Source organism: Exiguobacterium sp. Helios (assembly GCF_014524545.1).
Taxonomy (GTDB): Bacteria; Bacillota; Bacilli; order Exiguobacteriales; family Exiguobacteriaceae; genus Exiguobacterium_A.
In genome coordinates this window covers 1,526,745-1,549,460 of the sequence record NZ_CP053557.1, presented here as the reverse complement: position 1 = coordinate 1,549,460, position 22,716 = coordinate 1,526,745, and the positions used below count along the sequence as shown (strand labels likewise).

Below are 22,716 nucleotides of genomic sequence, written 5' to 3'. Positions count from 1 at the left end.
GCTTTTTTGTTGTTATTTGACGGTGATGACCCGCTCCGTCACACGTGTATGACGCCCGCTCGATGTCGCAAAGACGAGTTTATACGTCCCTGCTTCTTTTAAGGCATACGTATACTTATGCGTGCCGTTGCGCAAATACTCACTTGTGAACGTCTTGACGATTTTCCCGTCCTTATACAGGCGGGTCAGCGTCTTCGCGTTTGAATACTCATCAAAATAAAGCGCGAACGGCTGATTAGGCTTTAAGACGGACGGGACGGACACTTTCGAGACCGGTGACGGAATCGTTGCGAGCATCCCGGCATTCAGACGGCCTGTCCCGTAATGCAGCGACGTATCTCCCGTCTTTTTCGCCGCTGCCACATACAGCTTGCTGCGGAGCGTACTGTTCGTAATGAACGGATTCTTCGATTTCGCAAGCGCAATGACACCGCTGACGATCGGTGTCGCCATCGATGTGCCGTCGAGATAACCGTACTTGTTGCCGACCATCGTCGAATAAACGCCTTCTCCCGGTGCCATGATGTTCAGCCCTCTACCGTAGTTCGAGAAGGTCGAGGCACGTCCGAGCGTCCCGACCGAACCGACGGCAATTACGGATTTCATCGAAGCAGGGAATAACAGTTTATTGCGTCCGTCGTTCCCGGCCGCACTGACGACGACGATATTTTTCGCTTCCGCCTTTTTAATCGCGGCTTCCATGTACGGATCGTATTCGTATTGACCAAGCGACAGGTTGATTACGTCGGCGCCTTGGGAAATGGCATACAATACGCCGTCCCCGATATCGATTGAACTGGCGAAGTCGCCATCAAAGACGTCGGCGCCGATCAGTTTGACACCGGATGCGACACCGACCGTTCCTTTGCCGTCTTCCGCCGCCGCAACGATTCCCGCGACATGCGTCCCGTGATCGTCCGGTTTCCGGATGCCGGAAATCGTCGTCGTCTTATAGATGACGTTTTTAAACTCGGAATGATTGACATCAATCGCATCATCGATGACCGCAACACGAACATCGGATTTACCGCGACTGTACTTCCAGTAAGTAGGAATACGCGATTGATCGAGATATGTCTGCTGCAATTGCGCGGAATCCGTCGCCTTTTCAACGACACTGACTGGAATCAGGTCGGCATCGACATCTTCTTTGTCGACATGCGGCAACGGTTCGACGAGTGAGAACCCGTCCTGCTTCAACTCCCGGACTTCCTGCAGCCCCTGTTCCGCAAGCCACGTTTGTTTTTGTTGCTCGTTAAATGTCGGATCATACTGCACATATTGAGAATTAGCGAACGCAGAAGTAGGTAACCCTACGACGACAGCAAATGTGAGTAGTGCAAGTTTCTTTTTCATTGTGGACCCTGCCCTTCTCTTTTGACACGCCGATTCTATTGATGTGCTGATCCAAACAGACTAAAAAAATGGTACCGTCCCATCGGATTCTTCGCTGACTTCAAATGGAATGATTTTTCCGATCGTGACATAGGAGTAATAACGGACGAGAACGGCACGCCAACGCTTGGCATCAATCCCGGTCAAATCTTCACCGAGTGGTGAGCCGTCAAACGTTTCGAACTGTTGGCAGAAGAATGCTTCCTCTGCCTCGCTCCACGTCACGGCCTCCCCGATGAAACCGGTGGAAAACCGAACAAAATCAGCAATCGACGGACCGATTACTTCAGACGGCAACCGTTCGCTCATCCGACCAACCAGTTCATATCGATCCCGTTCCGCCTGCTCGGCCTCTTCGAGTGAGTGGCACAATAAGACTTCCCGGTTGATTTCAACCAAAACGACATAATCACCTTGCGGCAAATTGACGTGTATCATCCCTACACCCCTTGAATTAAATTCATGCAGTATCTAGATGTCACTTTCTATGGGTTAATTTATAATGTCCATTTTCGATCAAACATCAATTCTATCGGTTCGTTATCCTTTGACTTTAACATACGAACCCTTGTCGTATCAATTTGATCAAGTAAATCCGCTTCTGCGAGCGAACGGATGACCGGTGCGTCCGACTGCTCAATCCGTGACCGGAACGGTGTCAGTAAATCCTGCTGACCGCTCGCAAGCGCGTACCACGCGAGGCGGGCAAACGGTTCATCCTTCGCTGTCTCGAGCGCATAACTTTCAAAAATGTCTGGTAAGTAACTGGAAAATTGATCAAGTGCGTCAATTCGTTCTGCAAGATCAAGTACCGTCAACCAACTCGGCAACGATAATAACGATTCACTTGACCACCAATCGATTAAATCAATATGTTCTTTAAACAACTGTTGTGCTTCATTGCGGTCGATGAAATGGTGCATCGTCTGAATCAATTCGTTCCAGGCAATCGACCAGTATTCTTCCGACGGATTGGCGGAAATGAAGAATTGACGATAGACCGTCAACAGTTCCGAGACTTCCTGAAGCTGCTCCACTTCGAGTCGCTGATTTAACCGACTAACTGCTTTTGTGAAATAACTTGGCTCTAATGTCAACGCCATATAGAGTAATTTCGGGACATCTTTTAATTCCCCTTGATCGACCGTCTCAAATAATTCCTGAATCCATTCTGGTTGTGGGTTTGTCATACACTTTTCTCCTCTGCATAGTAAATGTATTTACTATACCCGAAAAAGAATTAATGTAATCCTTTTCCTTATAAAGCCCCGATTCGCTGCGCCGTCTCTTCACTGCATAAGACAATCAACGTCGTATTCGGAGGAATCGGTTCGTTCAGCCGCCGGTTCAAGTCGAGTCGTTTACCGTCCGACAAAATTGTCACCCCGTCTTCGAGCAGGACGTGGAATGCGTCCCGAAACGTTTGCCACTCCGGTTTCGCAGGAATCGAAAACATGCCGTCCCCGTCCTTCGTCAACAGGTTCGTCACGACTTTCGAGACGCCGGGATGATACGCGGCAAGAATCGCCATACGGGCGACCGTCTCGTCACCGAGCAGCACTTCATCGACTTTGACCTGTTCAAAGCTGTCAAGATGTTCCTCAAGCATCATCTCGACGATCGTATAGATGTTTGGATTCGCCCGTTCGATGCTCGCGGCAATCAACAATGTCCGGCCGTCGGCAAGTGCCGGTGGAATCGAATGATCGGCGAGAATGATCGCCCGGGTCGCTTTTTTGATGTTCGCCCGCTGTAATGTCGCGTCAAGCGCCGGATCACCACTGACATAATGGAACCGCGGATGACTGAATGGTTCCCGCTCAAGATCGTCAATCAGGATGACGTCCGTCGTTTCAAGCAACTCGTCGATGACGTGTTTCGAACGCCGGCTGTAGCCGAATACTAACGTATGTCCCGTCTCTTTCACTTGCAATAACCCTCTTTCCTTTTGATTGCGAATCAGTTGGACACCATCGACGAGTTTCGAAATCAAACCCCCGACGATCCCGATCCCGAAGATGAAGACGAAAATCGTCATGAAACGTCCGAAATCCGTATTCGGGAAAAAGTCCCCGTACCCGACCGTCACGACCGTCGTCATCGTCCAGTAGACAGCCCGGAAGTAAGTTCCGAACGTGTCCGGCTCCGCCAGATACATGATCAGGGCGACACCGAATACAAACAGAAACGACGCATAGGCGAGCGTTCGCATCTTTAAAAAAGACATCCGTCGTAAAAATCGTAACCAGACCATACTTTTTTTCACCCTTTCCGAACATTTGCTGTTTTCGTCCTGTCAATAAGGGCGAAGGAGGTGATACACATGACACAAGCTGAGGAAATCAAAACCAGTCTAGTCGTCGTCTTCGAACGAAACGACAAGGTGACACCAAACGGGGACGCTGTTCTCGCCCGTCGCCGCTTTAACGGTCTGCGGTCGGATCTCGAACCGCAAGTCGTCGCATCCATCGGTCAAGCCATCGGCAATATGCTTGCCGGTTCGTACACACACACGGAAATCAGCCGTGACTTCGCTTTACTTAACGCTTAATTCACTCTCACTACACTAATGAAGGAGGAATTGGATGGAACACACGATTGTTTTGACATTCGATACGTTACTTAAAAAACCGTACCGCTTACGTCTGACGGGTGCGAAACCAGACACGTCGGTCGCCGAGATCAAGGCGCTCGGACAATTGATGGTCGACCACGATCCGTTTCATGACGGGCTCGTCAAGTTGAGCCAAGCCGAGCTGCAAAACAGTTCGGAATCGCCTTACGTCATTTAAGCTGAAAAACTTCTTCCGTCATCATCACCAATAAAGGTGATGGTGACTTTTTTTTGGTATACTAGAAACATCAAGCAACTGGAAAGGAAGTCAATTTATGGCCAAACGCCCTCTTACGCCCCGCGAATGTGAACTCGTCGTCAGCAGCCTCTACGTGATGGAGCTGATTCCATTCGAAGGAATCATGGAACGACTCGAATCCATCACATTGCGCGACATCATCGGACCGGTCGCTACCGGCGAGATGTCCCGGGATCAGGCTGCCGACGCCCTCGATCAATACATCAAAGTGCGCCGCCGCCGGTTCCGAAACGTCCCTCCGGAACATCTTTGGTCGCTCGACGACCGGATGGAGCAGGAAGCGTTACGGATGATCCGCAAACGCGCGCCGTTGACGGCCGGTGAAAAACTGCAACCGAAAGCCATCCCGTTCGAGATGGGCGACACGGTCGAAATGACCGTGACGGAAGTCCAGGAACGTAACGGAAAAGTCAACGTCATCGGCAAGGTCGGCCAAGTGACGGCGAAACTGCCCGTCGCGAACCGTCAAGCCATCAAAAGTAGCAAGACGATGTCCGCCTGGATCACCGGAATTGAAAAGAAACCGGCCTTGATTCACCTGTCGACGTCCGACTACGGAAAACACCAACCGTCCGCTGACGTAAAAGAAGCCTATGTTACGGCCATCGCTTCGCTTCGCCAGTACTTCGAGACGATGACGGTCCCGTCAACGGAAGAAGTCGATCTCGCGAAATCACTCTTCCAACGGATGATCCGCCGTGATCAGAACGACTGGTTTACGGTCTACGTCGCAATGGGTCGTCCACAGCTCGATCACGTCCGGCGCTGGGTCAAAGTCATCCAGATGCTCGGTAAGTCGTTACGCGGTGACGAGGAAGCGACACGTTTGCTCGCCTCGCAGGAAGACCGGTTCTTCAAAGATGCCTTGCTCCGGGCATGTCGGGCGGCTGAAAAAAGCTTCTCGAACCCTATGTAAGGCATTCGACTACGGGGAAGTCTTTTCCTCGTTAGTTTTAAAATCATTTTTCAATGACGGTCCCCCCATCTGTTTCGGCGATGAAGGGGATCGTTTTGCTGTTCACAAAAAAAACCGACGGCGTATGCCGTCGGTCAAAAGGAATTATGCGATATCAACCGTTGATTCAAGTGCCCGGCAGGTCCGGCGCACGGTCGGAAGGAAATCCGTCCGTTTGGCGACCCCACCCTCAATCAAAAAGTGCTGGATGCCTTTTGTGCGTTGAATGGCCGTCAAGACGGTGACCAGTTCGATGAACCAGTTCGAAATCAGTTCCACGACCTGTTCATCAAATGCTGCTGCTCCATACACATCATACCCGTTCTCGCAGAGATGGTTCGGGAAACGCTCCTTGAACCGAAAAATCAGTGTAGCCGTCGTCGGAATGTAAAAGTGATCGAAGATGATCCGTTGTTCTTGATCTGTTTCTTTCTCCGTCAGTCCATCCATCATCAACTTCGGTTGACTCCCGATATTTAGAGTCCAACTTGTTTTCTTTCGTTCGCCAGTGGAAGTGATCGTTCGCATGGTTTCGTCCATCTCCTTTGATGTGTAAGCGTTTACCTCTTCATTTTACAAGCCCATCAACAGTTCCTGCAACCGTCAATTTCTTAAAAATGAACGATGACTTCATCTGACGTTTAGTCTAACAAATTTTCGTTGTGTTGACGATGTCAGTAATTAACATCCTCATTCCCATTTAGCTGTTTTTTAAATCCACTCTGCTCTTGTTTCATGTTAAAAATCGGACATGATCCATCGAAGGTGTGACCGCTCTCACCGTTGCCCGGGAACGGAGTTCATAAAAAAACTATTAGCGCCTTGCGAAATATGATACCATTCAGTGGAATCACAGAAAGAGGAGAGAACAATATGCGAAAAGTTTTTCGATTAAGCATCTTGTTCGTACTGATCGTCCTCATCGGTAGTAGCATCATCTACTGGCAAAACCGGGAACGCGTCCAAAATGAGCTGTATCGCACCTATTATGGACAGTACGGTGTCCCAGCCGAGAATATCGACATCTACGAACAAGCCGGTGACCGGTACGAGGTCGATTGGAAGTTACTTGCCGCGATTCACCGCGTCGAGACCATCTTCTCGAAATCGTCCGCGATGCAGTCTTCTGTCGGCGCAATCGGCCCTTTTCAGTTCATGCCGAAAACGTGGGTCGGTTGGGGGTATGAAGGTGGAACGTCACTTGGCGACATCGAGCATGACGGAATTGATTTGACCGATCCAGAAGCCATCAAACAATATGGTGGCCTTGGCGTCGATGCAAACGGAGACGGTAAAGCCGATCCGACAGATTTGACGGACAGCGCCCACACGGCAGCAAAGTACCTCAATCAGCATGACGTCACGAAACGGTCTGACCGAGGAACGCTTGAAACTGCCCTGTTTGAATACAATCGCAGTGAACAGTATGTCATTGACGTCCTCGACCAATACGATGCCTATCAACAAAAAATCGAATTGATTGATGCGAACGATCTCGATTTCAAACAACAGACACTTGCCCAACTCCTTCGCATCAGCTTACGTTTGACCAACTAAAAGGAGGCACCACCATGACACAACCCGATCGTTCGTCATTGACGATTGAGGAATCGTCAATCCGCGTCAAGACGACGTTTGACGAAGCAAAAACAAAACGCTATCTCCGGAGTTACATCTTTGATGATGTGACGGACGGCGCGTACGTGGCCGCCCTGATTTACACACCGCGGACGACGGATGCTTTTTTATCCGGAACGACGACGCAGCGTGCGTATAATTTGATGAAGAAACACATTGAAGATCCAATCAAACAATACGATATCATCAGCCTGATGCCGGACCTGCTTGTCAGTGAAGATTTACCGTTCGCTCAAGCCAGTTTCGACGAAATCAATTACGAGTTCATCGAACAGACGTTACGCCGGGTCAAGGAAACGAATGGTGTCGTCTTGTGCGGTTGGGGTTCACCCGGCCGCCTGATGCACCATTTGCCGGCTTATGAAAAGCTGTTTGACCAGTATGCCGACATTCTGTATTGTTCCGGTATCACATCAAAAGGTGAACCGAACCATCTCCGGTTGACCGTCGACGACAGCCCGATGATCACTTATCAGGATATGAAGTTGAAGGCGAAGAAATTAAAACGTAAATGATTTTAAAGGTGTTCTTTCCGCAGGTTGCGAAAGAACACCTTTTTGGCAGACTTTTTTTGCCCGGCTCACTCGTTGTCCACTACGGCATACCATACACGTACAGACTGATTGTCTGCACAAAAAAGAAGCGACGGACGTGTCCATCGCTTCTTTTTGATGTTTGCAAATCTCAGTGGTCTTCATTCAACTCTTATTACATTCAGTCTTAGAACAACATGATTTCAAGCAGACAGTCGACCAGATCCTTCTCAAGATCCAGGGCCTGCAACTGATGCATCATATTGACCGGATCGAGTCGTTGGGACAACAAACGGTACAGGCGGTCTTTCAGATCATAACCGATTTCCGCCTGGTCGAGGAAGGTATAGAGCCGCTCCATCCGGTTATCGTTCGTCGACATGTCGACCTGCAGCGACAGGACTTGCGTCTCACCGAGTTCACCAAGATCAACCGACAACGATTGGGTCTGATGATCATAACGGCTCGGCAGCACTTCTCCGTCCCGTGAGACGTGTCCTTCGTTGACACCACGCAGGATCAGTGTCACTTCACGTTTTTCCGGCAACAGTTCCCGTTTACCGAACGGCGTTGCAATCGTCAACGTCCGGGCCGCCCAGTCGAGTTCAAAGGCCGTCTCGACATTTTCCCCGTCGCGGTGCGCGACACCGACGTTATCATCCTCAAATAACGTGAAGCGGTTCGACGCCCCCGGGAAGACAAGCAGTTCGAGATGCTCCGGATTGTGGAGCGCGTTCGAATGTTCGAGGTGTTGACCGAGCGGAACGATGGCTCCGGCTTTCGCGAGGACGCCTTGATCCTCGAGCTTACGGAACAGACGCATCTGTTTGCCGCCCGAGTAGCGGTGACCGGTGAAGAAATCAAACCATTCCCCTTCCGGTAACCAGGCCGTTGTCGCCGCGACGTGCAGCTTCGGATTCATCGGTTCGACGATCGGCGTGACCATCAGTTCCGTCCCGAAATAGTACTGGTTCGGCACCGCGTAGGCGAGTTCTTCTTCCGGATGTTCATAATACATCGGAGAGACGAGTGGTAAGCCGTCAAAGTGATTGCGGGCGTTCATCGTATAGATGTACGGCACGAGCTGATGACGAAGTCGTAAATACTTCTTCATCACTTGTTCCGATTCGACCGAATACCGCCACGGTTCTTTCCCGTTAAAGATACTCATCGTACTGTGCAGACGCATAATCGGGCTGAATACGCCGTACTGTAGCCAGCGGGTCGACAGTTCATCGTCCTTTTCCCCGCGCTGGTGACCGCCGATATCATGACTCCACCAGCCGTAACCGATGTTTGATGCCGTCGCCGTGAAGTACGGTTGGAACTTGAGTGATGCCCAGGAAATTAACGTATCGCCTGAGAAACCGACCGGATAGCGATGACTGCCGGGTCCGGCATAGCGTGAGAAAATCAGCGGACGATTGCCGTCACGCGCGATATCGAGCGCATGGTAATGATTGAGCATCCAAAGCGGATCGAGCCCTTTCATCTTTGAGTTCGCCCCCTGTTGCCAGTCGATCCACCAGAAGTCGACACCATCCTCTTCGTGCGGATGATGGAGTTTCGTGAAGTAATGTTCAATGAAGTCGCGGTCCGAGAAGTCAAACGGAATCCGGTCTTCCGTATCCGGGTCGACACCCAACGCAACGGCCATTGCTTCATAAGACTCTTCAAAACCACGGACTCCGTCCGCCGGGTGAAGGTTGAGCGTCACCATCCGGTCGTCCGCTTTCAGCCACTGCAGGAAGCCTTTCGGATCCGGGAACAAATCACGGTTCCACGTATAGCCCGTCCAGCCGCTGCCGTATTTCTCCGGAATATCCGTCACATGCCAGTCCATGTCGATGACGCTGACTGAGAATGGAACATCCTCCGCCTTGAAGCGGGTCATCAAATCTTTGTATTCTTTTTCGTTGTACCTCCAGTACCGGCTCCACCAGTTTCCGAGCACTTGCCGCGGCAACATCGGCGTCGGACCGGTCAGACGGTAAAAGTCCTTTAGGGCTTGTTTATAATCATGGCCGTAACCGAAGTAATAGATGTCCTGCGCCCCTTCCTGACGCGGTTCGACGAAGTGGTCTTCCGTCAGGACGAATGACGCCGAGTCATCGATTGCCGCGTAGCCTTGGCGGGAGATGATTCCTTCTTCGAGCGGAATCTCACCGTCGGCATGGTCAAGCGTCCGCGCCGTCCCCTTAAGAGTCCGGAGGGGTCCGCCGAACGTGTAGCGGCTGTAATACGTACTGAAGTTTCCAAGGACGTCGATGTAGAGGGTGTTCGACGCAAAAGGTCCTTTCGTATAATGCAAATGGACGTGTTCCGTGATGATTTGCAGTTCCGTCTCGTCCTCGACAATTCGATACGAGGGGACCGGAAAATCGCGGTTCCAGACGGTTTGGGTCGGACGATCTTCAAATCGACCGTCTGCTGCGTACTCGAGTCGAATCAGACGACTGGTGAGAACGGTGAAGCGGTAAGTGTCTCCTTGAACAATCGCTTCCGGTCGTGCCAATGGTTTCATGTCTCGGGTATAGAAATGGGATTCGTCAATTGTGCGCATACGGGATCAGGACGCGAACGTCCTTGTCACTTCCTTCCAAAAATGAATGTGCAACCGATTACACTAATAGTGTATAAGAGTTGTTGTTCCCGTTTCAAGTCACAACTAATCAAAAAACGCACCAGTCCTCTGAAAATCAAGGATGGTGCGTTTGTCATCATAACAATGGCGAAATCAAACGGGAGAACGATTCAAAGATCCGGAACCGCATCGGCCGTTTGAGATAATCCGCCGAGGACAACTGAATCGAGACGTCGAAATCATCGATGAAATCGCGCTCGAGCCGGGCCGCACTCTCGGAATCATACATGAAGGCCATCAGTTCGTAGTTCAAGACGAAACTCCGGATATCCATGTTCGCCGTTCCGACGACGGCAATCTTTCCGTCGACGAGAAACAGTTTGGCATGGATGAAATGACGGTTGTACGTATAAATTTTGACTCCGTCTTTTAGCAAGGGTCCGAAATAAGACCGTGTTCCATAGTAGGACGTAAAACTGTCCCCCTTACCCGGTGTCAGAATCCGAACATCGAGTCCGGCACGGGCCGCGAGACGGAGCAGTGTCATCGTCTCGTTATCGGGAATCAAATACGGTGTTGAAATCCAAATTGACCGCTGAGCCGAAATGATGGCGGCAATCAAAGCGTTCCGGATCGCCGGATCTTTTGACGTCGGTCCACTCGTCACCACTTGGACCGCGCCGTCGGTCTCGACATCGTGTTTCGGGAAGTACTGATCGATTGCCCCTTCGCCGGCAAACGTCTCCCACGTATCACTGCCTTCTAAATGGGCGTAGAGCCAATCGTCAAGGAACGTCGCCTGCAGTTCCTTGACGGCCCGTCCTTCGAGCCGGAGGTGGGTATCGCGCCAAAAGCCGAACTTCTTACTTTTTCCGTCATACTCGTCGCCGACGTTCAGCCCCCCGGTAAAACCGATTTTTCCATCGACGACAACGATTTTCCGGTGATTGCGGAAGTTCGCCGTAAAGATGAACAACGGACTGGAAATCGGATCGTAGGCGGCAATCTTCGCCCCGGCTTCCCGGAGCGGTTTCAAAAATCCTTCGCCGAGCATGTAACTGCCAAGACCGTCAAACATGAACCGGACTTCGACTCCGTCGTTCAACCGGTCAATCAATGCTTCGCGGATCGCCTGCCCGGTCTCGTCGTTCCGGTAAATGTAATACTGGATGTGAACATGATGCTTGGCGGAGCGGATCATCCGTAGAATTTCCGGGAACGTCTCGTTGCCGTTCGTCAGGATTTGACTGGCTGTATGGACGTCGACCCCACCACCGCCAAAGTTACGGATCGTATTGGCAAGCTTCAGGTGGTTCGGCGGCAACTCACTGACCGCGAGCGACCGGACGGGACGGATTGCCTGTTTAAGCAACATCCGTTCATCGTGCGACCGCCGGTTCCGGCGACGGCGGCGCGGATTGCGCCCGAACATCATCCAGATGATGACACCGAGAATCGGTAAGAAGATCAAAACTAAAAACCAGGCAATCGTCGACTCCGCCGTCCGGTTCTCGATGAAGATAATCATGATGACGGCCAAGGGTACAACGGTCGCGGAAATCGTCAAAACATAAAACAGGTAGCCCAATTGGTATAGTCCCCAAATGATTCCGCCTGCGACTAAAAACACGAGCGCGAACTGTAAAATCCGATTGCGCACTAGACTTCCTCCTCTGTAACGTACTCTGTTCTTCTAATTCCCTTTCTTCTCTAAAAATATAGCAAAAAAAGAAACCACAGATGTGATTTCTTGAAAAGTTGACCTATTTTGAAAAATTCAGATCGTACAGCTCGCGTCCCGGAATCGGATCACTCAGGCTGGCCCAATCCGTTTCGTCCTCTTGAACAAGACAGGTGTCGAACTCTGCTTCAAGCGTTACCTGATCGAAACCAATCCCGATCAAAACGAGTTCCGTCCGGCGATCCGCGACTGACTCGAAGCGTCCGGCATATTCCATATTCGACGCATATCCCGCCTGATGGAACAGCAAGGCGATTTCCGGACGGGTCGCAAGGTAAACAAAGCCCTTCGCGCGAACGATTTCTTCCGGCCAGGCTTCAATCAACGCCATCAACCGTTCGGGATGAAACGGGACATCGCGCTTATAGACGAACGAGCTGATGCCGTATTCTTCCGTTTCCGGGACGTGTTCCTCGGCGTTCAGCTCACGGATCCAGCCGGCACTTGCTGCCGCCTGTTCGAAGTCAAACAGATCAACGTCAAGAATCTCAGCCGGATCGACTTGCCCGTGGGTCGTCTCAATCAGTTTGGCGATCGGATTGAGCGCCTTTAAGTAGCTTGTGACATCATGTTTTTCCGACTCGGTCAACCGGTCGATCTTGTTCAGCAAAATGATATCCGCGAACTCGACCTGATCGACGAGGAGATCGACGACTTCCCGGACGTCGGTCTCGTCGACCGCCTGTTGCCGCTCAATCAACGATTCACCGGATTCAAAGTCTTTCAGAAAACGATAGCCGTCGATGACCGTCACCATCGCATTGATTTTCGTCGTCTCCGTCAAATCGATCCGACTGTCTTCATCCAGGTATGTAAACGTCTGGGCGACCGGAATCGGTTCCGAAATTCCGCTCGATTCGATGACGATGCCGTCGATATCGCCTTGATCAACGAGGCGCCGGACTTCGAGTAATAAATCGTCCCGCAGCGTACAGCAGATGCAACCGTTCGATAGCGTCACGAATGATTCTTCCGTCCGTGAAAAGCCGCCTTGTTCAATCAACACGGCATCGATATTGACTTCACTCATATCGTTGACGATGATGGCAAGCTTGCGTCCTTGCCGGTTGTTCAACAGATGATTTAATACAGTTGTCTTGCCGGCACCCAGGTAGCCGGACAAGACGGTGATCGGAATCGGATTCATACACAGTCTCCTTTTTAAATCGGAATCATTACGTTTTAAATAGTAATCGTTCCGGTTTAGCCTGTCAACTGCTGTTTTACACCATTAAAAAATTCCCGCTTCCATGACAATCCTCAAGGCGTCATGGAAACGGGATCCAGGAATCAAACTTATTTAAAAAAGGCGTTGCGGATCAAGCGGACGATCGTTGTCGCAGCCTCTTCCGAAAAACCGGCAATCGTATAATGATTCGTGTCCGGAATGACGTGAAATTCCGCGTCCGGCAGACTCGCAGCAAACCGTTCATGCGCCGCATTGATTCGCTTCGTCAGTTCCGGGTTCAGCCAGTTCTCAGGCATTCCGCCGGCCCAGTCCGATGCGGATAACACGAGGACCGGAGGCGTGATATGCTCGACGACTTCCAAGACGTGCTGATTATTCGCTTCGACTGCCTGCCACTCATCGAGCGTCCCCCGCCAGTGGTTTTTCCGTGCCATATTCCGCCACATCGGAATGCGGTCGGCTTCCGGCAGACTCGTAAACATCCGCGCGCCGAGATCATCCGGAATCAGCCAGGCGAGTGGCCGGACATGACTTAAAACATACAAAAAGCGGTTCCATTCCTCCTGCGTCCGTTCGTACCAGTTCGGCAGTTCGGCATCGACTTCCGGATGCGACGGATCGAGCAGAACGATTCCGGCCGTCTCGTCCGGACGGCGGCGTCCGAGTTCAAGCGAGATGTAGGCGCCGAGTGAATGCCCGATGAAGACGAACGGTCCTTTAATCCCAAGCAACGCGAGGACCCGTTCCAGTTCGTCCGCTTGTTGCGTAAACAACCGTTTCGTTTTGCCACGGGTCGATCGACCGTAACCGAGTCGGGAGTATTCAAAGACCCGTCCCTGTTTCAACAATTCTCCGCGGAGCCAGCCCCATTGGTAATGACTCGACATCATCCCGTGATCAAGAATGAATGTCACATTGCCCGTCCCCGTCAAGCGTGTATCAAAGCGGCCGTCTGCTGTATCGACAATCCGTTCCATTATAAATCCTCTCCTATTCAAACAAATCCAGCTTGATGTCATACCCAAGCAGGTTCAAGTAATCAAATAACTGTGACCGGTGATGATACAAGTGGACAGCTGCTTCCAGCAGCCAACCGGTCGAATTATCGGTGACGCCCCAGTAGGTCGTCTCCGTCGAAAAATCGGCCGTAAGCCGATCTTGATAATACCGCCACGACTGCTCTAGCCGGTCGACAAGTTGCTCCGGCCGCACCGGAACGGCATAGAACTGTGCCATCTCGTCCGCCGTCGTCCCTGTCGCAATCCGCAGATCGGCTTCGAGCAACACAGCGAGATGAACCGCCATTTCATAGACGGACCGTTTGCCGGAAATCGGACGTTTGTCCCAATCCTCCGGCTGAATCAACCGGATCAGCTCACGTGTCGTCCGGACGCCGACACCAACGTGCCGGTCAAGTGCCTGTTGCCAATCAGTCATGCGACCGCCAGGCCAGTGCCCGTTGTTCCATCGCTTTAACGAAGCTGTCCTTTCCGGCAATGTAGGCGCTGATGTCTTCCGGATACCGGTTCGCCAGTTGCTCTTTGATTGTACTGTAAGCTTCGACTTCGTGCGGATGTTCCCGCAAGTAATCCCGAAAGACGACGTGACGGGTGATTTCCGGGTTGCCGCTTGCATAAAGATGAATGTGATGCGTCCGCGCGTCTCCGCCCTTCCGGTAATAGCGGCGCCCGGGCATCCCGAACTCCCCTTTCGCTTCATAGCCGATTTTTTCCATCGCTGCGTCAAACGCTTCAATCCCGTCGAGTGAATCGACGACCGGCAGAATATCAAGAATCGGTTTAGCCGATAATCCCGGGACCGATGTACTGCCGATATGATGAACCGCCAGCAGACGGTCTCCGAAAATGGCTCTTAATCGATCCGCTTCCTGTTCAAATGCCTCCGGCCACGATGTTTGATATGGTGTGACGATGACTTGCCGCATGCTATCCGCTCCCCTCGTTATTAGTATGCCAGTTTTTTCCGCAAAACTAAAACGACTCCTCAGATGAGAAGCCGTTTTCCTGCCTTATTTTTTCGTGATGAAGTAACGCGATTGATCGAGACGATCAGATGCTGTATAGATGTTCATCTTGTATGACCCTGTCGCAAGACCGGTCCGCATCTTCAGGACGTAGTTGCCGTGGTTGTCGGCAACGTCCTGCGCAATCAATTTGTAGCCGCTGCTTGTTTTTTCGAATAAGCGGACGATTTGACGTTTTTCGACTTTGCCCGTCAAGGTCTTTTTACCCGCCCATTTTTTGACCGGATACGTATTTTTAATCGTAAATAACGCCTTTTTCGTGATTTTATTTGAGATGTCCGTCGACTTGACTGTGTACGTGCCCGTCATCAGACCATTTTTGACCGGAATCTTGAAGCCGCTTGCCGTCGTTTTCGCTTTCGCGATTTTCGTCGACCCTTTATAGAGCGTGACATCGAGTCCTTCCGTTGCTTTTCCTGTCAAGACCGTCGAACCGTAGACGGCTGATTTCTTATCGATGGCCGGTGTCGCGACGACACCTGTCCCGACTGTCACCGTCGTTTCTTTTTTCATGAAACCGAGCTCCGAGACGACCGTCAACTTGTCACGCAGTTTGACCGGACGGACCGTCACGGCATACTTGCCGGTTTCGTCGGCTGTCGTCGTGCCAAGGACCGTCGTGCCGCGTTTGACTGTAACTTTTGCTCCAGCAACCGCTGTTCCCGTGACGAGCTTCGCTCCTGGTTTCACAGCGCTGACGCTGACGTTAAAGTCTTTCATCGGGACGTCGAGTTTAAACTTCAGGAACGTACCGGTCTCACCGGCGCGTTTGACGCCCGTGTTCGTGATGCCTTCGTAACGTTTCGTGTAGTCCGCTGCGGCTTCGGCTGAATCAAAATCAACCGTGATCGGTTTGCTTGCGACGAGTGACCAGTTGTTGTCCGCTTGATAATCAACAGGCTGTTTTGCTTTGATGAAATCCGAGATGACGTTGCGTGTTTCGTAAGCCGATTTGTAGACGATTTTCTTTCCGCCGCCGAGACCAGGGAAGCTTGCGCTGCCGGCACGGTAGTTGTTCGTTGCGACGAGGAACTCCTGATCATCCGTGATTTCCTTGCCTTGGTATTTGATGTTTTGAACACGGCTTGCGTCTTCTTTGACGACCACCCCGTTGAAATCAAACTTCGCCGGTTTCGTGATGTCGATATCGTACGTCAAACCGTCCAGAATATCGAAGTTGTAGCTGCGGAACTCTTTGTTCAGCAAATCTGTCTGCGCATCCGTCACTTCGTTGAATTGACCGGCTGACATCTCGAGCCAGTTTTTGACGTCAGCTCCTGTCACTTTGACGACTTCGAGTGTGTTCGGATAAACATACAGATCAGCGACGTTTTTCAGCGCGATCGGTCCTTTTTTGATCAACGTGTAGTCTGACGCGTTCACTTGGTTGCGTCCGCCTGTCTTGAACGGTGCACCGGCAGACAGGAGCGGTAAATCTTTATATTGGGCGAGATCGGCATTTTCTTTCAGTTGTTTCTCGACGTACCATTTTTGCGCGTTCGTGACGAACTGGACGGAATCGTCATCCTGAACGAGCGCAAAGAAGCTTTGGATATCATCATTGATTGTTCCGACTTGCTGGCGGATGTAGGCAAGTGTGCCTTCGTGTGCTTTTTCGATCAATTTGACGGCACCGGCATCAGCCGCCGTGTCTTTTGTGACGTCTGCCAGTTTTGAGCCGGCTGTATCGACGACCCATTTCTCGCCGTCCTGCTTCAATTGCAAGTCAATCACGCCGACGTTTTTCCCTTGTGTGTTGGCCATGACAACCGGTTTGCCGTTGATGAGACCGTTTGCTGCGTCGACGTTCGGTAAGTTATTGAACGCCGATGTCTTGTCCGGGAATTTTCCGTGCTGGTGACCCGTCATCAAGACATCGATGTCCGCGATTTTTGTCAACGCGTACCCGACATTTTCATCGCCGTCTTTTTGATCCGCTGTATCACCGATTCCTGTGTGCGCGAGTGCGACGACGACGTCTGCACCGGCATCTTTTAGTTTCTTCGCCGTTGCTTTAGCGACCGGTACGATATCTTCCGCTGTCACTTTTCCTGTCAGGTTTCCGGCATCCCACGCCATGATTTGTGGAGTGACGACACCAAAGACACCGACTTTGACCGTTTTCATCTGACCGTTTTGGTCTTTGACTTGACGTTCGATGATTTGATAATCTTTCCCGTCCGTATTGAATTCGGAAACGATCGGTTTTTTCGTAACGGCATCGAGCACATTCGAGTTCACGAACTTGATTTCGCCGCTTGATGCTTTCATCGCTGACTTCAGGAAATCGAGCCCGAAGTTAAACTCGTGGTTGCCGAGTGTCACGGCGTCATAACCGATGTATTCCATCAGTTCGTACATCGGGTGTTTCCCTTTGTTGCCTTTGTCGTACTGATTTTTGACGTAATCGCCAAACGGTGTCCCTTGTAACGTATCCCCGTTATCGAATACGAAGCTGTTGGCTTCGCCGACGACGTTTTGTTCCTGCTTAATGACGGTTGCCGCTTTGACAAGACCAATCGTCTCATCTTGCACATCCTTGAAGTAATCGTAGTTCATTGAGTTTGTATGTAAATCAGTGGTCTCTAAAAAACGAAGTTTGACGACGCTGTTATCGGCGGCGAGTGTCTTGACTTGAATGACGGGTGCAAGCATCGGTGCGATCAACGTGCTGGCAATGACGATTTTTGTGACTTGTTTCATCTGATTTCCCCCTAAGTATAAATGACTGCTCAACTAATTTAACACGCTTTCATTGTAGCTTATAGTGACTTTGTATAGGTCGGACATCCGTCTTATTTAACCTGCTTAACTAATTCCAAATACTGGCTTTACAAACTTCATTTCTACTTAATCTTTTCAAAGAAATCACCGTATTTTTTTGCAGTGAACAGCAGTTCACCTCTCTATTTGAAAAATAAAACAACTTACGCCATACTTCTGTTAGGAAATGGCAACTCACTTTAGTACATATCAGACATATCAAGATTCTTGGCGAAGGAGATTTCCATTATGAAAAATAATCAGCTTCATCCATCCATTCCCCAATTAGAACGGGATATCGAACGTATGGATCAACATATCCTTGATTTGACCGCGCACATAGAGACGCTGGAAAATCTTTTAATGAGGATGATCGAGCAAAAAGCATATACTCCGGATCTACTCACCTCTATTGACTATGTGATGCTCAAACGCAACGCTTCTTCCACAGCAGTTTTACAGCTTCCTTTGTTTTTAATACGGATTCAAAAAGACTATCAATTTTCAGGCATCATTCCCACCTTGGCACATTTCCATTCTGAGTTGCTAACCACTTTATCGATTGATGAAAAGGAACAAGAGAACTATCCGATTGAGATTTCAAAACAACTGATTCATGAGAAGTTGAAATCAGGAGTATTTGATGTCGGAGAAAAAATTCTGAACAATCAATAGGTCGAAACGAAAAAAGAGCACAGATTCTTTCGACTGTGCCCTTCTCATTACATAGCTATTCTTAAACCGATCATTTTTTATTTATGAAACAGTTGGTTTTCGTTTGATGACAAAGCCGATTAATCCCGCCAACAAGGCCATGCCGGCTGCATAGAGCGGTGTCAGCCCAACCGGTTGTTGCGCAAACTGCAGTAAGGCTTCATTCCGCCAAGCAACGGTAAAGTTTGCCGTCGTCGCTTGAGCGACAAGGAAACTCGTCACGCCGACTAAAACTGCAAAGACGATCGGATCAAGAATCGTCCGGAACGCACGGATACTGACGAGCAGATACAGAACAAACGGAATCAGAATCAAGACCCAGTAGGCACTTTCCGAGTCAATCGGCTCCGGTACGGATCCGGCTGATTCCGCATCGAGTGCCTGAATCGTCTGCCGGGCGATGCCGTAATCGATCGGTTCGAGATTCAACCGGGTATCCGACAAATCAGGTCGTTCGCCCCCGAGAATCGTCAACAGCTGTTCCGTCACCCGATCAGTGTCCACTTCTGCCAGGACATCCTCAATCGATTGATTTAATTTCCCGGTCGATGTCTCCCCGTTTAGCATCGTCACCGGTACGTCGACGTCTGCTCCGAGAACGTTCGCTTTATAGGAAATCTGTCCGCCGTGCAACAAGTCGTACATGCCGCCGCTTCCGGCATCGAGACTCGCGACCGTCAAGGCCGTCCGAAGCATCGAATCTCCGTTGTATTTGGTTTCATCCGTCACGACGAGATACAGCTGGAGACAACTCGCAAATACCAATACGAGCAGGCTGCCCCGGGCTGCCGCCGATAACCCTTGCGGATAGAGCGCCAGATAACTTAAACCGATTACGATCCCAAGTGCCAGCAAACCTTGTGTCAATACACCGCCTTGGAACGATAAAAAGGGAACCGAATCACTGCGCTGGACAAGAAAGAACCAACCGATCCAGACCGTCACCAAAAAACTGACGGATCGAACTGTCCACCCGAGCCGGTTTGCTTTGATCCGCATCATTAAAAAGAGAATAAAAACAAATACGATCCCAAACACCGACAACAACAGCGATCCATAAGTGGCGTCGAATGTCAGCGGGGACAAGACTTGATTCAAATCTATCCCAAAGATCGATAACACATCTCCGGCCGAACTCGCCCCGAGCGCTTGATTGATGATTGCTTCCCGGACGGCACCCGGCATCGTCACGTCCAGTCCGCCGACGAATAACAGCATCAGCGTGACCGTCACGTCGCTGCTTCCCCAGGTGACGCCTGCATCCTGCATTTGCTCGACGAGCGACTGGTAATCACCCGAGGATTCGATTTGTCCGGTCACGAGTGACATCAGACCATATAAGACGGCAAAGAAAATTAGACCAAACCCAATCCCGAACACGAGATCCATAATCGAAAAGCGCCGGTTGCGCCGCTCTTGTCGTTGCTCCATCGTCAATCCCTCCTTTTCCTTTGTTTGATTATTCCTGTTCTATGCCGTTCAGAAACGCCGGTCGCCTAATTTCAATGACTTCTGGTCATTTTTGTACGATATACTCTAATTATAACCAAAATTGTATGGAAGAGGGATTTTGATTCCATGAGGAGGAACGACGTGACGACAACAGAACCCAATCAAACGCTTTTTGAGAACATCAGCAAACAGGCAAAACTTGGTCAGCTGCTTACGGAACCGACAGCGCTGTCCGGTGGTCTCCTGCATCAGATGAATCAAATTCAGACAACGACCGGGACATATGCAGTAAAGTTGCTGAATCCATCCATTCTTTCTCGTCCGACCGCACGGCAAAACTTCATCGATTCGGAACGGATTGTCAACGCTTTAGCAGGCAAAGTGTCCGCTCTGCCTGCCTTGACGATTGATGGATCTGCCTTGCAACAAATCGGTACACACTATTACCTTGTCTTCCCGTGGGTGGACGGTTCGATCTTCCTGATTAGCCAAGTCACACCGAGCCACGCTGAACTGATCGGCGAACAGTTGGCGCAGATCCACGCTGCGGACCTGTCCTCGCTGACGATTCAACAAACCCCTGCGTCAACAAAGTCTCCGCTTCCATGGGACACATTCGCTGAAAAAATCCGTCAGCAAGGACTCACAGTGCTAGAACCTTATTGGACGGACTTAAAACGAATCAAGCGTTGGGATAGCGAAGCGTCTTCTACCCTAAAACAATGGCAAGGAACATCGGTCCTCAGTCACCGCGATTTGGATGCCAAAAACGTGTTATGGAAGTCCGGTGCACCGATTCTTATCGACTGGGAATCAGCCGGTCCGATTCATCCGATGCACGATTTTTTAGAAACGGTCCTTTATTGGTCGCTCGATGAGCAAAATCGTGTGCGACGAGACCATTTCGAGGCATTCGTCAAAGGGTATCACGCGGCAGGCGGTCGACTTGACTATCCTCTTGAGCCCGCTCTGTCCGCTGGATACGCGAGTAAACTCGGATGGCTTGCTTATAGTCTATCCAAAGCTCTTCACCTTGAACCCGTAACTGAAAAAGAGCAACAAGTTGCCGTTCAACAGGTGCTTGAGACGTTAAAAGCGCTCAAAGACTACGAAGCGCTTTGTCCAGTGATTAGAAAGTTGTGGCGTGACAGTCAAAAGAACACGATTAGTACTTTTTAGTAAGGAGCTGGATTTAAATGTCCATCGATTACACTTACCTCATGACACTGATTAAAATGAATCAATTCAGCAAGGCAAAAATCTTATTTGAGACGTATGACATCGATGAAATCAGTGATAAATTCATTGGGGACGCCTTTGATCACGAGACAGACATTTTGTATCAGTTCGTCTGTTATCTGATTGAACAAAAAGAAACAGTCAAACTGCACGAGTTAGCGTTTGGTCTATTGATCCATCCTTTTTGTCATTATGACCGCGCCTACTACCGAGCGTATGACCATGTTCAGCGAATAGTTGCCCTGACCCATCGCCAAGACGTCGCTTTCCTGGAGTATTTGTTGTTCTTAACGGAAGTGCCCGATCGAGTCACACCAACACAGGAAGCCCTTGCTGTGGCGAATGAAATCTTACGGATGGAACCAAAGAATCGAGTCGCAAAAGACTTTTTGAAGGGGATGAAATAAACACATGTATCAAGCAGGGATGGAAACATTACTTCAATTACAGGACCGCTTAATCAACAGTCAGCTCGAAGTGCAAAAGGAAGAAGGATATGTCGAGGTCGAGTCGTTCAGCTTCAACTCAGGCGCCAGCCAGGAAGAATTGGCTCGACTCCCAAAAGACACACCAAAAGAAATCGTACATTTTTTAAGTGTTCATAATGGTGCCCGTCTTTATTTCACGCTGGACGGCGGCGGGGGTTTCGAGTTGTTTTCGATTGATGCTATTTTGACTTACCTCCCGATTTGGGAATGTCCACCGGGCTTCATCCCGATTGGTAACGGACCTGACGGCGAATGGCTCGTTTGCGAATCGATCAGTGAAGGTGACAATCGGATCTGGACCGGTGAATTCCTGACGTACGAAGATCCTGACTTCGAACGACTCCCGTTCTCCTTCGATAAGTGGCTTGATTATCTGATTGTTGCGCAAGGGACGATGTATTGGGACTGGTTTCGGTAATACTGTTTAACGATTCAAATTTGTTTTTGTAATACGCGGTTTAAAGAGAAGGAATAGAAGGTTTCCCGCAAACTTTCGCAGCAACCGATAAAACTCATGTGTTTCTACGTTCGTTCCGTTCAAGAGTACTTCATATTTTGCCCATCGGTCTTCATACACCAGACCGGAATCTCGATAGCCGTTCCGCACATAGAACTTTTTCCGTGTCACCCGCTGTTGATAATTTTCAGCACTCTCATCCAGATTCTCGATATTTAATATTATACGATTTCCCGGCCGGTGTTCTTCAATCTTCTTTAAGAGTTGACTGCCGTAGCCGCTGGATCTTGCCTGACCGTCAACAGCCACATATAACACATACGTTAAATCTTGATGCGTGATCACATAGGTAAAACCAACAAAAATGTTTTGATCATACAGCGCCCAAAAATCCACAGAGCGCTTGTTGGCTTTTCTTAACAATATGTTCATCGGCATCCGTTCATGATCCGGGAATGCTTCCAGGTATAATTGATTTACCCGGTCGATATCCCGATGGTCTTTCGTCAAGTGTTCTGTTTCCAAAAACATGTTCACTACTCCTTTGGTAAAAAGAAAACTCAATCCGGTCGAAGAACAAAAGTCTTCCCCGACCACATTGAGTTTTTTAGTTGTTTTTTGAATTTCGTTTTTTGCATGACGTGCGTACTA

At 50.0% G+C, this 22,716-nt stretch carries 23 protein-coding genes; 9 read left to right on the top strand and 14 right to left on the bottom strand.

Going from position 1 to position 22,716, the window contains the following annotated elements:
- Positions 1-12: 12 nt before the first annotated feature.
- The 4 genes from HNY42_RS07930 to HNY42_RS07915 all read right to left on the bottom strand — a co-directional run bounded on the left by HNY42_RS07930 (position 13) and on the right by HNY42_RS07915 (position 3,649).
- A complete protein-coding gene (locus HNY42_RS07930; RefSeq protein ID WP_188004141.1) occupies positions 13-1,356 on the bottom strand; it encodes a S8 family peptidase in 1,344 nt (447 codons plus the stop codon).
- Between the two features lie 60 nt (positions 1,357-1,416).
- The gene (locus HNY42_RS07925) at positions 1,417-1,833 is read right to left on the bottom strand and encodes a hypothetical protein (RefSeq protein WP_114596058.1); all 417 of its coding nucleotides are present in this window, start codon (positions 1,831-1,833) and stop codon (positions 1,417-1,419) included.
- Between the two features lie 59 nt (positions 1,834-1,892).
- Positions 1,893-2,585: a hypothetical protein gene (locus HNY42_RS07920; protein WP_114596059.1), complete on the bottom strand. Its 693-nt coding sequence runs from the start codon at positions 2,583-2,585 to the stop codon at positions 1,893-1,895.
- Between the two features lie 68 nt (positions 2,586-2,653).
- The gene (locus HNY42_RS07915; RefSeq protein WP_233494548.1) at positions 2,654-3,649 is read right to left on the bottom strand and encodes a potassium channel family protein; all 996 of its coding nucleotides are present in this window, start codon (positions 3,647-3,649) and stop codon (positions 2,654-2,656) included.
- Between the two features lie 69 nt (positions 3,650-3,718).
- Between HNY42_RS07915 and HNY42_RS07910 the strand changes: the two genes are divergently transcribed.
- From HNY42_RS07910 to HNY42_RS07900, 3 genes are all read left to right on the top strand, one after another.
- A complete protein-coding gene (locus HNY42_RS07910; RefSeq protein WP_114596060.1) occupies positions 3,719-3,946 on the top strand; it encodes a DUF1659 domain-containing protein in 228 nt (75 codons plus the stop codon).
- A 34-nt stretch (positions 3,947-3,980) separates the two neighbouring features.
- Positions 3,981-4,187, top strand: coding sequence for a DUF2922 family protein (locus HNY42_RS07905; protein ID WP_131502839.1), 207 nt, complete (start codon positions 3,981-3,983; stop codon positions 4,185-4,187).
- 97 nt (positions 4,188-4,284) lie between these two features.
- Positions 4,285-5,184 (top strand): hypothetical protein, encoded by a 900-nt coding sequence (locus tag HNY42_RS07900; protein ID WP_131972986.1) that lies wholly within the window; start codon positions 4,285-4,287, stop codon positions 5,182-5,184.
- Between the two features lie 144 nt (positions 5,185-5,328).
- Here the strand turns inward: HNY42_RS07900 and HNY42_RS07895 are convergent, their stop codons facing one another.
- Positions 5,329-5,751: a hypothetical protein gene (locus tag HNY42_RS07895; protein ID WP_131502841.1), complete on the bottom strand. Its 423-nt coding sequence runs from the start codon at positions 5,749-5,751 to the stop codon at positions 5,329-5,331.
- Positions 5,752-6,096: 345 nt separating this feature from the next.
- On the opposite strand from HNY42_RS07895, the gene HNY42_RS07890 reads away from it, so the two are divergent.
- Both HNY42_RS07890 and HNY42_RS07885 read left to right on the top strand, forming a co-directional pair.
- Positions 6,097-6,780 carry a lytic transglycosylase domain-containing protein gene (locus tag HNY42_RS07890; protein WP_131502842.1) on the top strand — a complete coding sequence of 228 codons (684 nt, stop codon included), beginning with the start codon at positions 6,097-6,099 and terminating at the stop codon, positions 6,778-6,780.
- A gap of 14 nt (positions 6,781-6,794) precedes the next feature.
- Entirely contained in the window at positions 6,795-7,376 is a 582-nt protein-coding gene (locus tag HNY42_RS07885; RefSeq protein WP_131502843.1) for a DUF1643 domain-containing protein, read from the top strand.
- A gap of 205 nt (positions 7,377-7,581) precedes the next feature.
- Here HNY42_RS07885 and HNY42_RS07880 read toward each other — a convergent pair whose 3' ends face one another.
- From HNY42_RS07880 to HNY42_RS07850, 7 genes are all read right to left on the bottom strand, one after another.
- On the bottom strand, positions 7,582-9,957 hold the full coding sequence (locus tag HNY42_RS07880) for a glycoside hydrolase family 31 protein (RefSeq protein ID WP_131502844.1): 2,376 nt from the start codon (positions 9,955-9,957) through the stop codon (positions 7,582-7,584).
- A 157-nt stretch (positions 9,958-10,114) separates the two neighbouring features.
- Positions 10,115-11,638: a cardiolipin synthase gene (locus HNY42_RS07875; RefSeq protein WP_188004140.1), complete on the bottom strand. Its 1,524-nt coding sequence runs from the start codon at positions 11,636-11,638 to the stop codon at positions 10,115-10,117.
- A 103-nt stretch (positions 11,639-11,741) separates the two neighbouring features.
- The gene (locus HNY42_RS07870) at positions 11,742-12,866 is read right to left on the bottom strand and encodes a GTP-binding protein (protein ID WP_188004139.1); all 1,125 of its coding nucleotides are present in this window, start codon (positions 12,864-12,866) and stop codon (positions 11,742-11,744) included.
- A 149-nt stretch (positions 12,867-13,015) separates the two neighbouring features.
- Positions 13,016-13,885 carry an alpha/beta fold hydrolase gene (locus HNY42_RS07865; RefSeq protein ID WP_188004138.1) on the bottom strand — a complete coding sequence of 290 codons (870 nt, stop codon included), beginning with the start codon at positions 13,883-13,885 and terminating at the stop codon, positions 13,016-13,018.
- Between the two features lie 13 nt (positions 13,886-13,898).
- Entirely contained in the window at positions 13,899-14,345 is a 447-nt protein-coding gene (locus HNY42_RS07860) for a DinB family protein (protein ID WP_188004137.1), read from the bottom strand.
- Positions 14,338-14,853, bottom strand: coding sequence for a GrpB family protein (locus HNY42_RS07855; RefSeq protein ID WP_188004136.1), 516 nt, complete (start codon positions 14,851-14,853; stop codon positions 14,338-14,340). The genes HNY42_RS07860 and HNY42_RS07855 overlap by 8 nt, the downstream gene beginning before the upstream one ends.
- Positions 14,854-14,937: 84 nt before the next feature.
- Positions 14,938-17,655, bottom strand: coding sequence for a bifunctional 2',3'-cyclic-nucleotide 2'-phosphodiesterase/3'-nucleotidase (locus HNY42_RS07850; protein WP_188004135.1), 2,718 nt, complete (start codon positions 17,653-17,655; stop codon positions 14,938-14,940).
- A gap of 309 nt (positions 17,656-17,964) precedes the next feature.
- Here HNY42_RS07850 and HNY42_RS07845 point away from each other — a divergent pair, with 309 nt between their 5' ends.
- Positions 17,965-18,390, top strand: coding sequence for a hypothetical protein (locus HNY42_RS07845; protein WP_188004134.1), 426 nt, complete (start codon positions 17,965-17,967; stop codon positions 18,388-18,390).
- Between the two features lie 81 nt (positions 18,391-18,471).
- Here the strand turns inward: HNY42_RS07845 and HNY42_RS07840 are convergent, their stop codons facing one another.
- A complete protein-coding gene (locus tag HNY42_RS07840) occupies positions 18,472-19,860 on the bottom strand; it encodes a hypothetical protein (RefSeq protein ID WP_188004133.1) in 1,389 nt (462 codons plus the stop codon).
- A 162-nt stretch (positions 19,861-20,022) separates the two neighbouring features.
- Here HNY42_RS07840 and HNY42_RS07835 point away from each other — a divergent pair, with 162 nt between their 5' ends.
- From HNY42_RS07835 to HNY42_RS07825, 3 genes are read left to right on the top strand one after another with little or no spacing between them, the layout of a single operon-like run.
- Entirely contained in the window at positions 20,023-21,060 is a 1,038-nt protein-coding gene (locus tag HNY42_RS07835; RefSeq protein WP_188004132.1) for a phosphotransferase, read from the top strand.
- Positions 21,061-21,077: 17 nt separating this feature from the next.
- On the top strand, positions 21,078-21,527 hold the full coding sequence (locus HNY42_RS07830; RefSeq protein WP_188004131.1) for a hypothetical protein: 450 nt from the start codon (positions 21,078-21,080) through the stop codon (positions 21,525-21,527).
- Between the two features lie 4 nt (positions 21,528-21,531).
- A complete protein-coding gene (locus tag HNY42_RS07825; protein ID WP_188004130.1) occupies positions 21,532-22,026 on the top strand; it encodes an SMI1/KNR4 family protein in 495 nt (164 codons plus the stop codon).
- Positions 22,027-22,032: 6 nt separating this feature from the next.
- On the opposite strand, the gene HNY42_RS07820 is transcribed toward HNY42_RS07825, so the two are convergent.
- On the bottom strand, positions 22,033-22,596 hold the full coding sequence (locus HNY42_RS07820; RefSeq protein ID WP_026833264.1) for a GNAT family N-acetyltransferase: 564 nt from the start codon (positions 22,594-22,596) through the stop codon (positions 22,033-22,035).
- Positions 22,597-22,716 lie beyond the last annotated feature (120 nt).

Bases quoted from the DNA above. Each gene is read 5' to 3' on its own strand.
- HNY42_RS07930 (WP_188004141.1), bottom strand. From the start codon at position 1,356: ATGAAAAAGAAACTTGCACTACTCACATTTGCTGTCGTCGTAGGGTTA.
- HNY42_RS07925 (WP_114596058.1), bottom strand. From the start codon at position 1,833: ATGATACACGTCAATTTGCCGCAAGGTGATTATGTCGTTTTGGTTGAA.
- HNY42_RS07920 (WP_114596059.1), bottom strand. From the start codon at position 2,585: ATGACAAACCCACAACCAGAATGGATTCAGGAATTATTTGAGACGGTC.
- HNY42_RS07915 (WP_233494548.1), bottom strand. From the start codon at position 3,649: ATGGTCTGGTTACGATTTTTACGACGGATGTCTTTTTTAAAGATGCGA.
- HNY42_RS07910 (WP_114596060.1), top strand. From the start codon at position 3,719: ATGACACAAGCTGAGGAAATCAAAACCAGTCTAGTCGTCGTCTTCGAA.
- HNY42_RS07905 (WP_131502839.1), top strand. From the start codon at position 3,981: ATGGAACACACGATTGTTTTGACATTCGATACGTTACTTAAAAAACCG.
- HNY42_RS07900 (WP_131972986.1), top strand. From the start codon at position 4,285: ATGGCCAAACGCCCTCTTACGCCCCGCGAATGTGAACTCGTCGTCAGC.
- HNY42_RS07895 (WP_131502841.1), bottom strand. From the start codon at position 5,751: ATGCGAACGATCACTTCCACTGGCGAACGAAAGAAAACAAGTTGGACT.
- HNY42_RS07890 (WP_131502842.1), top strand. From the start codon at position 6,097: ATGCGAAAAGTTTTTCGATTAAGCATCTTGTTCGTACTGATCGTCCTC.
- HNY42_RS07885 (WP_131502843.1), top strand. From the start codon at position 6,795: ATGACACAACCCGATCGTTCGTCATTGACGATTGAGGAATCGTCAATC.
- HNY42_RS07880 (WP_131502844.1), bottom strand. From the start codon at position 9,957: ATGCGCACAATTGACGAATCCCATTTCTATACCCGAGACATGAAACCA.
- HNY42_RS07870 (WP_188004139.1), bottom strand. From the start codon at position 12,866: ATGAATCCGATTCCGATCACCGTCTTGTCCGGCTACCTGGGTGCCGGC.
- HNY42_RS07865 (WP_188004138.1), bottom strand. From the start codon at position 13,885: ATGGAACGGATTGTCGATACAGCAGACGGCCGCTTTGATACACGCTTG.
- HNY42_RS07860 (WP_188004137.1), bottom strand. From the start codon at position 14,345: ATGACTGATTGGCAACAGGCACTTGACCGGCACGTTGGTGTCGGCGTC.
- HNY42_RS07855 (WP_188004136.1), bottom strand. From the start codon at position 14,853: ATGCGGCAAGTCATCGTCACACCATATCAAACATCGTGGCCGGAGGCA.
- HNY42_RS07850 (WP_188004135.1), bottom strand. From the start codon at position 17,655: ATGAAACAAGTCACAAAAATCGTCATTGCCAGCACGTTGATCGCACCG.
- HNY42_RS07845 (WP_188004134.1), top strand. From the start codon at position 17,965: ATGAAAAATAATCAGCTTCATCCATCCATTCCCCAATTAGAACGGGAT.
- HNY42_RS07840 (WP_188004133.1), bottom strand. From the start codon at position 19,860: ATGGAGCAACGACAAGAGCGGCGCAACCGGCGCTTTTCGATTATGGAT.
- HNY42_RS07830 (WP_188004131.1), top strand. From the start codon at position 21,078: ATGTCCATCGATTACACTTACCTCATGACACTGATTAAAATGAATCAA.
- HNY42_RS07825 (WP_188004130.1), top strand. From the start codon at position 21,532: ATGTATCAAGCAGGGATGGAAACATTACTTCAATTACAGGACCGCTTA.
- HNY42_RS07820 (WP_026833264.1), bottom strand. From the start codon at position 22,596: ATGTTTTTGGAAACAGAACACTTGACGAAAGACCATCGGGATATCGAC.